This is a genomic window from Ruegeria sp. HKCCD6604, from assembly GCF_013110635.1.
Classification (GTDB): domain Bacteria; phylum Pseudomonadota; class Alphaproteobacteria; order Rhodobacterales; family Rhodobacteraceae; genus Ruegeria.
In genome coordinates this window covers 924,916-939,207 of sequence record NZ_WVQW01000001.1, presented here as the reverse complement: position 1 = coordinate 939,207, position 14,292 = coordinate 924,916, and the positions used below count along the sequence as shown (strand labels likewise).

At 59.0% G+C, this 14,292-nt stretch carries 14 protein-coding genes; 7 read left to right on the top strand and 7 right to left on the bottom strand.

Going from position 1 to position 14,292, the window contains the following annotated elements; translation table 11 throughout:
- Positions 1-10: 10 nt before the first annotated feature.
- From GS614_RS04675 to GS614_RS04645, 7 genes are all read left to right on the top strand, one after another.
- Complete coding sequence (locus GS614_RS04675; RefSeq protein WP_152458551.1) at positions 11-985, top strand: ABC transporter substrate-binding protein; 975 nt, start codon at positions 11-13, stop codon at positions 983-985.
- 67 nt (positions 986-1,052) lie between these two features.
- Entirely contained in the window at positions 1,053-2,588 is a 1,536-nt protein-coding gene (locus GS614_RS04670; protein ID WP_253285286.1) for a sugar ABC transporter ATP-binding protein, read from the top strand.
- Entirely contained in the window at positions 2,573-3,550 is a 978-nt protein-coding gene (locus GS614_RS04665; protein ID WP_093961696.1) for an ABC transporter permease, read from the top strand. The genes GS614_RS04670 and GS614_RS04665 overlap by 16 nt, the downstream gene beginning before the upstream one ends.
- Positions 3,551-3,553: 3 nt before the next feature.
- Positions 3,554-4,552 carry an ABC transporter permease gene (locus GS614_RS04660; protein WP_170586048.1) on the top strand — a complete coding sequence of 333 codons (999 nt, stop codon included), beginning with the start codon at positions 3,554-3,556 and terminating at the stop codon, positions 4,550-4,552.
- Positions 4,549-5,649 (top strand): mandelate racemase/muconate lactonizing enzyme family protein, encoded by a 1,101-nt coding sequence (locus GS614_RS04655; RefSeq protein ID WP_171115101.1) that lies wholly within the window; start codon positions 4,549-4,551, stop codon positions 5,647-5,649. Before GS614_RS04660 ends, GS614_RS04655 begins: the two co-directional genes overlap by 4 nt.
- Positions 5,646-6,686, top strand: a complete 1,041-nt coding sequence (locus tag GS614_RS04650; protein WP_171725609.1) for a zinc-binding dehydrogenase — start codon at positions 5,646-5,648, stop codon at positions 6,684-6,686. Before GS614_RS04655 ends, GS614_RS04650 begins: the two co-directional genes overlap by 4 nt.
- Entirely contained in the window at positions 6,683-7,453 is a 771-nt protein-coding gene (locus tag GS614_RS04645; RefSeq protein WP_171205485.1) for an SDR family oxidoreductase, read from the top strand. The genes GS614_RS04650 and GS614_RS04645 overlap by 4 nt, the downstream gene beginning before the upstream one ends.
- A 30-nt stretch (positions 7,454-7,483) precedes the next feature.
- Here GS614_RS04645 and GS614_RS04640 read toward each other — a convergent pair whose 3' ends face one another.
- From GS614_RS04640 to GS614_RS04610, 7 genes are all read right to left on the bottom strand, one after another.
- The gene (locus GS614_RS04640; protein WP_171205486.1) at positions 7,484-7,903 is read right to left on the bottom strand and encodes a secondary thiamine-phosphate synthase enzyme YjbQ; all 420 of its coding nucleotides are present in this window, start codon (positions 7,901-7,903) and stop codon (positions 7,484-7,486) included.
- A gap of 111 nt (positions 7,904-8,014) precedes the next feature.
- Positions 8,015-8,878, bottom strand: coding sequence for a sugar phosphate isomerase/epimerase (locus GS614_RS04635; RefSeq protein ID WP_171725608.1), 864 nt, complete (start codon positions 8,876-8,878; stop codon positions 8,015-8,017).
- A gap of 11 nt (positions 8,879-8,889) precedes the next feature.
- Positions 8,890-9,906, bottom strand: a complete 1,017-nt coding sequence (locus tag GS614_RS04630; protein WP_371809377.1) for an NAD(P)-dependent oxidoreductase — start codon at positions 9,904-9,906, stop codon at positions 8,890-8,892.
- 97 nt (positions 9,907-10,003) lie between these two features.
- Positions 10,004-11,185: a mannonate dehydratase gene (uxuA, locus tag GS614_RS04625; RefSeq protein ID WP_171725606.1), complete on the bottom strand. Its 1,182-nt coding sequence runs from the start codon at positions 11,183-11,185 to the stop codon at positions 10,004-10,006.
- Complete coding sequence (locus GS614_RS04620; protein WP_171725605.1) at positions 11,182-12,234, bottom strand: Gfo/Idh/MocA family protein; 1,053 nt, start codon at positions 12,232-12,234, stop codon at positions 11,182-11,184. Before GS614_RS04620 ends, uxuA begins: the two co-directional genes overlap by 4 nt.
- Positions 12,231-13,232, bottom strand: coding sequence for a Gfo/Idh/MocA family protein (locus GS614_RS04615; protein ID WP_171725604.1), 1,002 nt, complete (start codon positions 13,230-13,232; stop codon positions 12,231-12,233). Before GS614_RS04615 ends, GS614_RS04620 begins: the two co-directional genes overlap by 4 nt.
- The gene (locus GS614_RS04610) at positions 13,229-14,245 is read right to left on the bottom strand and encodes a Gfo/Idh/MocA family protein (RefSeq protein ID WP_171725603.1); all 1,017 of its coding nucleotides are present in this window, start codon (positions 14,243-14,245) and stop codon (positions 13,229-13,231) included. The genes GS614_RS04615 and GS614_RS04610 overlap by 4 nt, the downstream gene beginning before the upstream one ends.
- Positions 14,246-14,292 lie beyond the last annotated feature (47 nt).

Below are 14,292 nucleotides of genomic sequence, written 5' to 3'. Positions count from 1 at the left end.
AGGAATAACCATGAAACGCAGAACTCTTTTGATCTCGACTGTTGTCGCGGGTGCGCTCTTGGGCACTACGGCGATGGCACAGGATCTACCACCGCTTGAGCAGAAGGATCGCTACAAGGTCGGCTTTGCGCAGATGGAGTCGAACAATCCGTGGCGCATTGCCGAGACGAAATCGTTCCATGACACGGCCGAGGCCTGTGGCTGGGATCTGATCGCGACGGATGCGGCTGGATCTGCTGCCAAGCAGGTTGCGGATGTGGACAGCATGATCGCGCAAGGTATCGACGTTCTGTTCCTGCCCCCGCGGGAAGAAAAGCCGCTGATCCCTGCCGTTATGAAGGCCCGTGCTGCGGGAATCCCAACCTTTCTGGTGGACCGCTCGGTTGATCCGGCCGTTGCCAAGCCGGGCGAGCATTTCGTGGCATTCCTTGGGTCCGACTTCATTGATCAGGGCAGCCGGGCCGCACAATGGCTGATGGAGAATTTCGACGGCGACAAAGGCATCATTGTACAGTTGGAAGGCACGACAGGGTCTTCACCTGCAAATGACCGCAAAAAGGGTTTCGACGACGCGATTGCAGCGGATGACCGCTTTGAGATCGTGGCCTCTCAGACCGGTGATTTTGCACGCGACCTGGGTCGACAAGTGATGGAAACCCTGCTTCAGGCGCATCCCGACGTGAACGTGGTTTACGCCCATAATGACGAGATGGCGATCGGCGCGATTCAGGCTTTGGAACTGGCTGGCCGCAAGCCCGGCGAGGACGTGACCATCGTTTCGATCGACGGGACACGCGACGCGCTTCAGGCCATTATCGATGGCAAGATGGGGGTAACGGTGGAAAGCTCGCCCTTCTTTGGCCCATTGGCCTGTGAAGTCATGAAGAAATACGCGGCTGGCGAGACGATCCCGGAATGGGTGAAGGTCGAAGATCGCATCTTTACCAAGGACAACGCGGCCGATCACATCGACGAAGCCTATTGATTCTCCCTGGTGGGTGGTGCTGGCCTGTGGTCGGCGCCGCCTGCAAGCAATCGGAGGAAGACATCTCATGAATGCGCTCGTCTCGATGTCGGGAATTGAAAAGTCCTTTGCCGGTGTACCGGCACTCAGCCAGGCCAGCCTTGAGATCGCACCTGGCGAGGTTCATGCGCTGATCGGCCAGAACGGTGCGGGTAAGTCGACGATGATCAAGGTTCTGACCGGAGTGTACGACCGGGATGTCGGTGACGTCCATCTGGCCGGTTTGCCAAGCCGCATTTCCACCCCGCGCGAAGCGCAGGAATCCGGAATTGCTACGATCTATCAAGAGCTCAACCTTGTGCCTCTGCGGTCAGTGACCGAGAACATCATCATGGGGTACGAGCCCAAACGTCTCGGCTTTCTGGTCGACTGGCGCGAGGGCAACAGGCGCGCACGCGAGGTTCTTGCGCGCTTTGGCATAGATATCGACGTGACCGAGCCGCTGGGAAATTTCTCGACAGCGATCCAGCAGTTGGTTGCGATTGCGCGGGCTGTGTCATTGGACGCAAAGCTGGTCATCATGGACGAACCCACCTCGTCACTGGATGCCAGCGAGGTCGAGGTTTTGTTCGGTGTGGTGCGCGAGTTAAAGAAACAGGGCGTTTCCGTTCTCTATGTGTCGCATTTTCTCGATGAGTTGTTCCAGATCTGCGACCGGGTCACAACGATGCGAGACGGGCGTACCGTCAGCACGCGCAACGTGCAGGACACGACCAAACTGGAAATGATCGCGGACATGCTGGGCCGCAACAAGGACGAGATCGCGGCAGACGGACTCACGGACTTTGCCGGCGCCAAGGCCAAGAAAGGCGATATCGTTTTGCGGGCCGACTCTGTTTCGACAGGCCCGCGACTGACGCATTTCGACCTCACGCTCCACCGCGGAGAGATCGTTGGGCTGGGCGGGCTTCTGGGCTCTGGCCGGACCGAGGCCGCGCGCGCATTGTTCGGAGTGGATAGTGCACGCGGCGGCGCAATCGAGCTGCACGGTGCGGTCGGGCAACCGTCCGGACCGGGTGACGCGATCGCAAACGGGGTTGGCTTTCTGACCGAAGATCGCAAGGCCGAAGGGATCATTCCTGCCATGTCCGTGCGCGAGAATATGACGCTGGCCCTGCTGCCGAAACTGGCCAGCCGTGGTCAGATCGACTTTGCCCGCGAGCGCGAGATCGTTCAGGCCTTCATCGACGATCTGGGTATCAAGGCGGCGCATATGGACCAACCCATTCGCGAGTTGTCCGGCGGCAACCAGCAGAAGGTACTGCTCGCCCGTTGGCTGGCGACGCAGCCAGACATCCTGATACTGGACGAACCGACCCGAGGCGTAGATGTCGGCGCCAAGCGAGAGATCCAATCGTTCATTCGGTCTTATGTCGAGAAAGGATTTGGCGTCGTCCTCATCAGTTCGGAATTCGAAGAACTGGTGGAAGGCGCCGACCGCATCGTGGTCATGCACGAAGGGCGCTCGGTCAAGGAACTGACCAACCCCGGGATTACCGAGAACATATTGGTGCGTGCGCTTGCGCATCATGAAGAAGGAACTGGTTCATGGACCGCGCAATGAAGTTGCCGCAACGGGTTGCATCGATGCCCTTCCGCTTTCATGGCGGCATCGCCGCGTTGGTCGCCCTGCTGGTGTTCAACGCGTTTTTCACCCCCAATTTCCTGCAGCTGCAGACCCTGTTCGTGAATATCAGCCAGGTTGCCACGATCGCCATCGTGGCCATGGGTATGACGCTGGTCATCGCCACGGGTGGAATTGATCTGTCGGTTGGCGCTGTCATGGCTCTGGCGGGGGCGTTGGCCCCACTGATCTTTCTGTCGGATCTGGGTGCCGCCAATCCGATGCTTGGCGTCATTTTGGCCATTGTCCTGCCACTGTTCGTCGCGGGTTTATGCGGGGTATTCAACGGCGTGATGGTTGCCGTGTTGAACGTGCAGCCCATTATTGCGACGCTCATTCTATTTATCTCGGGTCGCGGTATTGCCCAGGTTTTGACGAATGGCAACCTGCAGACATTTTCAAACCCTTCATTCAGTTATCTTGGAACCGGCAAGGTGCTTGGCTTGCCGTTCCAGGGTTGGCTGGCGCTGGCCATTGCCTGTGTGCTGTTCTGGGTGATCACCAGAACCACTTGGGGCCGCTACCTGCTGGCGATCGGCGGCAATGAACGCGCGGCCTATCTGGCGGGTGGTCCCGTCCGGCGGGTCAAGATCGGGGCCTATGTCATCTGCGCGGTGCTTGCGGGCTTGGCTGGTCTGATCGTGGTTGCGATCAACTCGGCCTCGGACGCCGCGCGCAACGGCAATCTGATGGAGCTTGACGCCATCGCGGCCGCTGTCGTTGGCGGGGCTCTTTTACAAGGCGGACGGGCGCCGATCTTTGGTGCCATACTGGGCGCCGTGATCATCCAGCTGGTCAAATATACATTGCTGGCCAACGGGGTAGAGGACGAAGTTGCACTGATCGCCAAAGCGGTCATTATTATCCTGGCCGTCTGGGTCCAGCAGTTCCGGAGGGCTTGATCGATGTTGGATGAAACGGCTTTTGACCTGCGAAAGTACCTTCGGCGCAATTCGGCTTCGGTGACGGTGTGGATCGCACTGCTGGCTTTGATCCTGTTTGGGCTGATGCGCTATGACAACTTTGGCAGCGCCTACAATTTCTCGTCTTTCCTGAACTACAACGCGATGTTCATCGCGATTGCGCTGGGTATGTGTTTTGTGATCATGACCGGCGGGATTGATCTGTCGGTTGGATCCGTTGCGGCCTTTACGTCGGTTGTTGCGGCCTATCTCAGCCCATACGGGATTCAGGTTGCGCTGCCGGGGGCCGTGCTTGCCGGGGTGGGCTTCGGAGCGATCAACGCCTTTTGCATCATCATCCTTCGGATTCCGCCCTTCATCGCCACACTGGCGACCATGCTTGCCGCAAAAGGCGGCGCATTGGTGATTTCGGGCGCCCAGACAATTTCGGTTGATTGGGGGTCGAACTTTACCAAGCTTGGCATGGGGCAGGCGTTTGGTCTGTTTCCATGGGCAATCGTCATCGTGGCCGGACTGACGCTGGTACTGTGGCTGGTGCTGGAAAGAACAACCATCGGGCGGACCGTCTTGGCGATCGGTGGCAGCGAGGATGCCTCGAACCTCATGGGTCTGAAGGTGAATCGTGCCAAGGCTTTCGTCTACCTGCTTTCGGGCGGCTGCGCAGGGTTGGCTGGCGTCTTTCTGGCCTCGGGCTTTGGAGCCGGACAACCCCTTGAGGGCATCGGATGGGAATTGTCGGCCATCGCATCCGTCGTTGTGGGCGGCACTCTGTTGACGGGTGGAATGGGGTCGATCCCCGCTACGGTGGCCGGCGCGCTGCTGCTGGGGCTGGTCTTCAACGTTCTGAACTTTGAAAACGGTCAGGGGACCATCAGTTTCAGCGCCTATTGGCAGATGGTCATACGTGGAGGCTTTCTTTTTGCGGTCATCCTTTTACAGTCTCGGGTTATTGCCAGGCAGCAGAAGGTCTTGGGTTCGTGAATCGCATAGAAAGTGTTTCAGCGCGGCTGTTCAACGTCCCGCTCGCCGAAGTCCTGGTTGACGCCAAACACGGGGATCACACGTTCTTTCAATTGATCACCGTTACCATTCAAACGTCGGATGGGGTTGATGGGGTTGGGTACACCTATACGGGCGGCAAAGGCGGTCATGCCATTCTGGCGATGATCCAGCATGACCTTGCGCCATTCCTGGTTGGACAAGACGCCGAACAGATCGAAAGCCTGTACGATGCCATGCAGTGGCATGTGCACTACGTTGCACGGGGCGGGATCGCCTCGTTCGCTATTTCGGCCGTGGATATTGCCCTTTGGGACATTCGCGGCAGAACGCAGAATGCACCGCTGTGGCAAATGGCCGGCGGAGCGTCCAAACAGTGCAAGGCCTATGCTGGCGGGATCGACCTGAATTTCTCGTTAGAGAAACTGCTGCGCCAGACCGAAGGCTACCTTGCGCGTGGGTTCAACGCGGTCAAGATCAAGGTCGGTCAACCGGATCTGGCCGATGATCTGGCGCGCGCCCGGGCAGTGCGCGAGATGCTGGGACCGGACCGGTTCTTCATGGTCGATGCGAATTACTCCATGAGCGTCGAACAGGCCATCGAGGCCGCCCGAGGGTTCGCCGACTGCGATATCCTGTGGTTCGAGGAACCGACTATTCCAGATGATTACAAAGGCTATGGCCGAATTGCCGAAGCCACGGGCGTTCCCCTTGCCATGGGTGAAAACCTGCACACCATTCACGAATTCGAGTACGCCTTTGATGACGCGAAGCTGAGTTTCATCCAGCCCGATGCCTCAAATTGCGGCGGGATCACCGGCTGGTTGCGCGTGGCCGCGCTGAGCGCTCAGCATGGCATTCCGGTTTGCAGCCATGGCATGCAGGAATTGCACGTCAGCCTCGTTTCGGCGCAACCCAACGCGGGGTGGCTGGAAGTACACTCATTCCCGATAGACCAGTACACGACCCGTCCGCTGGTTGTGGAAAACTGCCTGGCCGTGGCCCCGGATACGCCGGGAACCGGAGTGGAGTTCGACTGGGACAAACTGAATGAGGAACACAAGGAGATGCATACATGACGACCCAGACGATCTCTGCGGCGTATTACCGGGGCAATAAGAGCTTTGCCGTAGAACAGGCCGCGGCGACAGCTCCGGGCCCCGGCGAGGTCGCCATTCGCGTTGCCTATTGCGGGATTTGCGGGACGGATATGCACGTCTACCACGGTAACATGGATGCCCGTGTCGGTCTGAACCGGGTAATCGGGCACGAGATGTCCGGTGTCGTCGAAGCGGTGGGCGAGGGCGTCGATACGATAACGCCCGGTCAGAAGGTCGTTGTCCGACCGCTTGATCACTGCGGAGAATGCCCAGCCTGCAAACGGGGGCATCAGCATATTTGTCAGAATCTCAAGTTCCTGGGCCTCGACACTGACGGCGCCATGCAAGAGATCTGGACCGTTCCGGCCCATACGTTGCACGTTCTGCCGGATGACTTGCGCATGGATCACGCGGCGCTGATCGAGCCGGTCGCCGTTGCCTGCCACGATGTGCGGCTATCCGGCCTGCAACCTGGCGAGGACGTTGTCGTCATCGGCGGCGGCCCGATCGGCATACTGGTTGCCATGGTCGCGCGGGACGCGGGTGGCAATGTCTTGATCTCCGAAGTGAATCCGAACCGTCTGGCGATTGCTGAAAAGCTTGGTTTTGACACGATCAACCCAATCGAAACCGATCTGGTGACGACGATCAACGCGCGCACGGGCGACAAAGGGGCGGATGTGGTTTTCGAGGTATCGGGAACGCAGCCCGGTGTTGATGCGATGACCGCCGTTGCCGCGACGCGGGCCCGGATCGTGATGGTCGCGATCCATGCCCAAAAGCCCCAGATCGACCTGTTCCAATTCTTCTGGCGAGAGCTGCAACTGATCGGTGCTCGGGTCTATGAGCCGGAGGATTACGAGAAAGCCATCGCAGTTGTCGCCTCGGGCGGAGTGGACGCGGATGTTGTGATTACCGACGTCAGTCCTCTGTCAGACATTCAGGCTGCGTTCGAAGCACTGGATCGCAGCCCAACCGCAATGAAAAGCCTGATCGAAGTAGGACCGCGTTCATGAGTGTTTTGCAAAGTTTCGACCTGACGGGAAAGACTGCGCTTGTGACCGGATGCAAACGCGGCATCGGGCGCGGCATGGCCGAGGCATTGGCATCGGCTGGAGCAGACATCATCGGAGTGTCCGCCTCGCTCGAGCTGTCCGGCTCGGAGGTCGAAAAAGCCGTCACCGCGATGGGGCGCAATTTCCGGGCTTACCAATGCGACTTCTCGGACCGCTCTGCACTGCATGGGTTTATTGATCAGTTAAGAGCCGATGGACAAACCCCTGATATCCTTGTCAATAATGCCGGTACGATCAAACGCAAGCCTGCCGCCGAACACCCGGACGACTGGTGGGACGAAGTGATTGAGGTCAACTTGTCCTCGCAGTTCGTTCTGTCCCGAGAGATCGGCAAGGACATGCTGGCGCGCGGCTCAGGCAAGATCATCTTCACCGCCTCGCTGCTGACGTTTCAGGGCGGCATCACCGTGCCCGGATATGCGGCGTCGAAAGGCGGGATTGGACAGCTGACCAAGGCCTTGGCCAATGAATGGGCCGGGCAGGGTGTGAACGTGAATGCGATCGCCCCCGGCTACATCGCGACCGACAATACTCAAGCCCTGCAGGACGATCCGGTCCGATCAAAGTCGATTCTGGAACGAACACCCCAAGGCCGTTGGGGTACGCCTGGTGATTTCGCCGGACCTGTAGTCTTTTTGGCTTCTGCAGCGTCGGACTACGTCAACGGTGAAATCCTTGTTGTCGACGGGGGCTGGATGGGGCGGTAGCACCGTCAACCCTCCATGGGACCCAAGGCATCAATCCCCGATGTAGTGCACCTTCAATCGGCGGGTTTTAGGTGCCTCGCGATGTTCGAACAGGTACAGGCTTTGCACGCGGCCCAGCGGAAGCTGCCCCTGTTCGACCGGGATCGATACCTGAGTTTGTGTCAACAGCGCCCGCAGATGCGACGGGGCGTTGTCGTCTTCGGTCGGGCGGTGGTGATACTTGCCTGGTGACTTGGGTACGAGTTTCTCGAAGAACGTCTCGATATCCTTGACCACTTCGGGATCGGCATTGGCTTGCACCAACAGCGCGGCACCTGTGTGGACGCACCAAAGGGTCAGCAGGCCCGAGACAAGCTCATGTTCGGACACCGCACGCTGAACAATTCCGCTGATGTCGGTGAGGGATTTGCCGGGCGTTTCAATGGACAGGTCAAAAAACTCTTGTTTCATCCGGCAAGCCCTTCCTTTGATCCCGCGCGAACGCGCCCAGTCTCACACACCCCATTTCGCGTTCAGCTGCGGGGTTCAAAATTCTGATTTGTAACGCATATTGACTGTGAGTCATGCAAACAGGCTTTTGAACCTGCCCACACACAGGCGAAAACCATCTTCGAAATTTCCGTTGCCGGGGTGATAAACACTCTCGAAGGAAATGACGCCATCATAGCCGTCGGACCTGAGCGCGCCCGCGATGGGTTGGAACAGAGGCGCAAGCTGACCTTCCCCCATGCGGCGCACTTCCAGCGTTGCCCGCGGTGTGTCGACCTTTACGTCCTTGATGTGAATGTGACCCAGATAACCACCGCGCAACTCTTCATAACCGTCCGGATATGCCAGTTCATGGCACCAGCAGTTGTTTCCGGGGTCCCACAGCACCTTCAAAGCATCTTTTGCGTCCAACTCGTCAATCAGCTTGCGGGCTGTATAGTTGGAGTTGACTAGGGTGCCGTTTCCGGTTTCTACGACTAACGTCACGCCCTCGGCCCTTGCCAGTTCAACCGCTGGCGCGATTAACGGAGGCATCGAGTCCCATACCCCATGTGCTACGTTCCACTTTTCGGCGCCGTTTTTTCCCCAGAGTATCTGCTCTTTTCGTTGGGTCATGATCCGAACCAGCGGAGACCCAACAACATGCGCCATGTCGATTACGCGTTTCAAGGCGTCCATGTGCCCGGTGTGCAGGTCGTCACCGGGCCTGTTTGCAGCTGTCATCCCGGCAAAGATATGGCGCGACAGACAGGACACAGGCTTGCCCCGGTCACGCAAGAGCGCGTCGATCTCGGCAATTTGCTGCGGGGAATGGTCCCCAACCTCCGTATCACCAACGAACTGAAGCTCTGCATAGTCCAGACCGAATTCGTCCATCACGTCAACGGCATGCCGCAAATCGCGGGAAATGCCGTCGCAAATCACACCTAGTTTCATGTTCAGCCCCCTCAGCGATGCAATTCTGCGCCAACGATCTCTTCGATGACGCGGGTACACACCCAATTGTCGCCGTTCGGGTATTTGGTTTTTCCGGCGTGAAAGATCTGCATTGCGGACGAGGCTGTATGCATCGGAACGCCCAACGTACCGGCCAGTGCCAGAGAGATCGTCAGGTCCTTGTGCATGGTTGCGATGTGGCTGCCGGTAGCTTCGAACTTGCGATCAATGATGTTTTCAAGGGCGGTATTCACCACACCGCACCCCGCGCTGGAGGATGAGAACACGTCAAGCAATGCTTGACCGCTGACACCGGCTTTGGCCGCCAGGGCCGCAGCCTCGAACGTCGCGGAAAAGATCGATCCGATAAGGGATTGCAGGCAGGCTTTCACGGTTTGGCCGTCGCCGGCGTTTTCTCCGACCCGATGAATGGTTGCTGACACTGCCTGCATGACTTCGGCGTTTCGGTCCAGCACATCCGCTGCGGCGGCAGCCATCATCGTCAATGTGCCGTTTTGCGCGCCGGGAAACCCACCCGAGACCGGCGTGTCGATCAGATGAATGCCCGAGCCCTCCATGTCTTGCCCGATAGCGCGGGCTTCGGCCGCGGTAATGGTCGCCGACAGGATGACCGTTCCGCCTTTGGCCATATTCGCAACCAGCCCGTCTTCACCCAGAATGACATCGCGTGCCTGATCTCCGTTCATAACCATGACAAATACGCTGTCGGCGTGACGACCAACCTGTCCCACGCTGTCCTTGGCCACGCCACCTATGTCGGTAAATGCCGTCATGCGCGTCTCGCTCAGGTCGAAACCTGATGTTTCAAAGCCATTCTTGATCAGGTTCTTGGCAAGGCCGCTGCCCATGTCGCCAAGACCGATTACGCCTGCAGTTTTCATTTGGAGTTCTCCCGTTTTTTCGCCATTTCCGTATGGCAGACGTTTCGAAAAATGATGCCCAATCGCATCGGTTTTCGCGGGAGTTTCACGCGTCTTGAACAGACGTCGGGCGAGTCCGGAAGACACCCCGCTGCCCGTTTACGTGCCGTAAGTAAACGAAGAACGCGGCGTTCAGGCAAGCAAAGAAGTGTTCCGGCGGGAATAAACCGCCTGACCGGACGCGTTATGAGAACGCCGCCATAATGCCGCGCAGTTCCGCCAGCCCGCGCATGCGCCCGATCAGCGGATAGCCCGGAGTGCTGTGTCCGCCCAGATCGCTCAGCAGTTCTTGTCCGTGGTCAGGCCGCATCGGAATTTGCCAGTCGCTACGTCCTTGAGATTTGCGGCGGCGTTGTTCGTTCATCAGCTCGCGAATGGTGCCGACCATGTCGGTGTCGCCTTCCAGATGCGGGGCCTCGTAGAAATCCGGTTTCTGGCTGTCTGATCCGGCGATGCGTCGGGTATTTCGCAAGTGAACAAAGTGAATCCGGCCGCCATGCCTGCGCACGAAATCCGGCCCATCGAATTCCGGGGAAACACCCAGAGACCCGGTACACAACGTTGCGCCATTCGACGGTATATCAACGGCATCCAAAACGGCGCCGTAGTCATCGGAGCTGGACATGATCCGCGGCAGGCCAAGCAACGAGAATGGCGGGTCATCAGGATGGCAGCACAAGCGCAGCCCCAGTTCTTGGGCCACCGGAGCGACCTCGGACAGGAAATCGACAAGGTTTGCGCGCAGCCGGTCATGGTCTATGCGGGCATATGTCTGCAACAAGGCGCGCACGTCCTGTAAGCTCCACTGATCGTTGGCGCCGGGCAATCCCGCAGTGACATTGTGCTGCAAATGGGCTTTGGATTCATCCGACATGTGCAAGAAGCGATCCTTGGCCGTTTGCTGGACGGCGCTGGAATAGTCTTCGGACGCGCCCGGACGTTCGAGAATATGTATGTCAAATACAGCAAAGTCGGTCAGGTCGAACAGCATGGCCGTTCCGCCATGCGGCTGCGGGGCGCGAAGGGCGGTGCGCGTCCAATCCAGGATCGGCATGAAGTTGTAGCAAACGGCTTTGACGCCACGGGCGGACAGGGCCCGGAGGCTGGATTTGTACGCCTTCAGATGCTCGGCCATGTCCGCCGACTGCGTCTTGATCGCCTCGGAGACGGGTAGGCTTTCGACAACGTCCCAACTGTACCCGGCAGCGGCCAGAACGGCTTGCCGGTCGGCTATGCTTGGTTCGTCCCAGGGCTGTCCCGGAGGGATGTGATGCAGCGCGGTGACGATGCCCTGAACCCCGACCTGATGGAGATCGGCCAGGGCGATCGGATCATCGGGTCCGAACCAACGCCAACATTGTTTCATGGCAGCCATCCTTCATACAGAGGGTGATCGGGCTTGATGGGAAGGGTAACGCGCTGCCCGGTGCGCGCCGCGTGATAAATCGCCGTCACAAGGCCGATGGACGCAGCGCCATCCTTCAGCGTAACGGCCGAATTTGCCTCGGACCGCAGCGCCTTGCCGACTTCGGTAAAAAATCCTTCGAACCCCGTTGGCTCGGCAGCGGCAGCGGCAAGAGCCGCGTCGATAGCGGCTTGATCCGCCGGATCCCGTGCGACGAATGACCAGGGCGTTTGACCCGGGGCATAGGGTTCGGTGCCAGAAGTGGCGGTCAGTTTTTCAAAGACGAACCGCAGGCGGGTTTCGTCCGTGGCGGCGCCTAGGGTGATATTGCTTGTGCACAAAGCGCCGGAATTCATGCCAAAGCAGATTGCGGCGCAGTCTTCGGTCTCGATCGGGTTGACCCGGGTTGCTGTCATTGCAGACACCCAGGCGATATCGCCCGCGATATGAGTCAGCAGATCATGGTTGTGGATGGCGTGGCCCAGCACTGCGCCGCCGCGTTCACCCGCCCATGTTCCGCGCCACGGCACCGCGTAATAGTCTGCCCCTCGGGACCAATGGGTTTCAAGCGCAGCAGTTTGGACCGCTCCGGTCAGGCCTGCGCGTTTTAGGTGGCGCAGTTGGGCCAGTGACGGGCCCCACCGGTATTGAAAAATCGGAAACACATGCTTGCCCGCGCTGCGTGCGGCTGCCGTGATCCGATCCACATCCCGCATCGAGGTCGCAAGAGGCTTTTCGCAGACAACGTGTTTTCCTGCGGCCAGCGCTGCAAGGGTAGTCGGTACATGCAGGTGGGGCGGTAGGCAGATGTCGATGACATCAATCGCCGGATCATCCAGCGCGTCCTGAATGTTGGTCAGTGCTCGAAAATCTGAGTTCTGCCGGATCTGATTGATCCGGTCCGTATTCTGGTCGACCACGGCGGTTACCCGGAAGGTGCAGTCAAGCCGTTCCAGTGCGCTCAGATGTTGCGCACCGATACCTGCGCCAAGAATCGCAACGTTGATCATCTGCGTTCCGCCATTTCCTGCGCGTACAGTGCCAGTTCCATGACCGTAAAGCAGTGCGTCTGCGTCATCGCGGTTTCGGTCCGGTTGCGGATGTCATCGGCCAGTCGCGCGAAGTAGGGAAGGCCGGCGTCGGAGGCGTCAATCTTTTGGCAGGTTTCGCCGTTGACGAGGATCAGATGGTCTGTCCCTACGGCTCCGCCCACATCGACGTATTTCCGCAACTCGATATATCCTTCGGTGCCCAGGATCGTCAGACGACCATCCCCCCAGTTCGGCAAGGCATCCGGCGTGAACCAGTCAACTCGGATGTACCCGGTGCCATTCTCGCTTCGTAGATTGAGCTCTCCGAAATCCTGCAATCCGGGATCTTTGGGGTTTGCGTAGTTTGCCACATAAGCGTTCGTGATTTCTGCGGTTTTCGAACCCGTGTAGTGCAGGAACTGATCAATCTGATGAGAGGCGATGTCGGTCAGAATGCCGCCATAGCGGTCACGCTGAAAAAACCATTCTGGCCGGGTCGCTCGGTTCAATCGGTGTGGGCCAAGCCCGACCGTCTGGATCACGCGCCCGATGGCACCGGCCTCGACCAGCTCGGTCGCACGGGTGCTGACGGGCGTTTCGAACCGTTCGGAGAAGTTCACCGACCAGATGCGACCGGTGTCCGCGACCGATTGCTTGATTTGGTCGAGTTGTTCGAACGTCGTACAGCCCGGCTTGTCGCTCATGACATCCATGCCGTTCTGCATCGCGCGGACCGCCAACGCGGCCCTATCTGCCGGTATCGCTGAAATCAGCGCCAGATCCGCCCCGCTGGTCAGGGCGTCTTCCAGTCGGGCCAGCCGCGGAATATCGGGAAACCTTTTGACGTAGCCCACCAGCGTTTCCGGATCGCCTTGTGTCCAATAGCCAACGCAGTCCACGCCGATTTTGCGCATGTTTTCTGTCATGCCATAGATATGGCGGTGGTCCAGGCCAAGGGCGACGCAGGTCAGGCTCATGCGATGACTCGTGTTTTCTGGCCGGTTCGATTGGCGATCTGCATCGCGTCTATGACGGCGTGTGTCAAAAGGGCACTGTGTCCGGTGGCCATGGGCAGCGTTCCACTGGAAACGGCCTTGGCGAAGTCCTCGATGACCGCCTGGTGCCAGGCATGTGTGAACGCCATGGGATCGGCTCCTCCGCCTGTGGCGGCGGTTTCGCCGACCGTGGATTTCCGGCCATCGAGAGTGGTCACGGTCAGGACACCTGACTCCAGATGCGCTTTGGCGCGCGTGCCCTGGATGGTGATTGATTCAGCGGCCCCGGGGAATTCGGCGGTGGTTGCCATCAACGTGCCCACCGCGCCGTTACCCATTTCAAAGACTGCACCTGCCCAATCCTCGGCCTCGAGATCGTGTAGTGGAGTTTTCCTCATCACGGCCTGAATGTCCGAGATCGGCCCAAGCATCCACATCGCTAAGTCAAGCGTGTGGATTGCCTGCGAGATCATGACGCCGCCACCGTCGCGTGCATAAGTGCCGCGACCAGGCTCGTCATAGTAGCTTTGATCGCGCCACCAGGGGACACGGATCTCGACCGTGGCGATCGCGCCCAACTCGTCCTGTTCGATGGCTGATTTCAGCGCCTGCGAGGCGGCGCGGGCGCGGTGCTGAAAGACGATGCCCAGCGGCACGCCAGACATCTCGCACTGCTCGACAATGGCTGTCGCGGCGTCCAGCGTTCTTTCGATGGGTTTTTCCATCAGGATCGGTTTCGAAGCGGTCGAAAGAACCCGCACCAACTCTGTGCGCTGATCGGGTGGGGTTGCGATGATCGCAAAGTCAACGTTTGGGTCGTTTGCAATTTCCTCGACCGAGCCGAATGCGCGGGTATCGTTTCGCCGCGCGAACTCAGCTGTTTTTTCAGGATTGCGCCCGAGGACGCCGGCAAGACTGAGGCCTTGTTCCGATGCCCGAATGGCGGCGACATGCGTGCCAGAAACCATCCCCAAACCAATCAACGCGATATTCATTAAATCCCCCGGATCACTCGGTCAGTCTGCGGGTTCGAACGGGAAAG

Coding starts and splice junctions, on each gene's coding strand:
- GS614_RS04635 (WP_171725608.1), bottom strand. CDS start 8,878: ATGAAACTAGGTGTGATTTGCGACGGCATTTCCCGCGATTTGCGGCAT.
- GS614_RS04675 (WP_152458551.1), top strand. CDS start 11: ATGAAACGCAGAACTCTTTTGATCTCGACTGTTGTCGCGGGTGCGCTC.
- GS614_RS04615 (WP_171725604.1), bottom strand. CDS start 13,232: ATGAGCCTGACCTGCGTCGCCCTTGGCCTGGACCACCGCCATATCTAT.
- uxuA (WP_171725606.1), bottom strand. CDS start 11,185: ATGAAACAATGTTGGCGTTGGTTCGGACCCGATGATCCGATCGCCCTG.
- GS614_RS04620 (WP_171725605.1), bottom strand. CDS start 12,234: ATGATCAACGTTGCGATTCTTGGCGCAGGTATCGGTGCGCAACATCTG.
- GS614_RS04645 (WP_171205485.1), top strand. CDS start 6,683: ATGAGTGTTTTGCAAAGTTTCGACCTGACGGGAAAGACTGCGCTTGTG.
- GS614_RS04670 (WP_253285286.1), top strand. CDS start 1,053: ATGAATGCGCTCGTCTCGATGTCGGGAATTGAAAAGTCCTTTGCCGGT.
- GS614_RS04665 (WP_093961696.1), top strand. CDS start 2,573: ATGGACCGCGCAATGAAGTTGCCGCAACGGGTTGCATCGATGCCCTTC.
- GS614_RS04650 (WP_171725609.1), top strand. CDS start 5,646: ATGACGACCCAGACGATCTCTGCGGCGTATTACCGGGGCAATAAGAGC.
- GS614_RS04610 (WP_171725603.1), bottom strand. CDS start 14,245: ATGAATATCGCGTTGATTGGTTTGGGGATGGTTTCTGGCACGCATGTC.
- GS614_RS04640 (WP_171205486.1), bottom strand. CDS start 7,903: ATGAAACAAGAGTTTTTTGACCTGTCCATTGAAACGCCCGGCAAATCC.
- GS614_RS04660 (WP_170586048.1), top strand. CDS start 3,554: ATGTTGGATGAAACGGCTTTTGACCTGCGAAAGTACCTTCGGCGCAAT.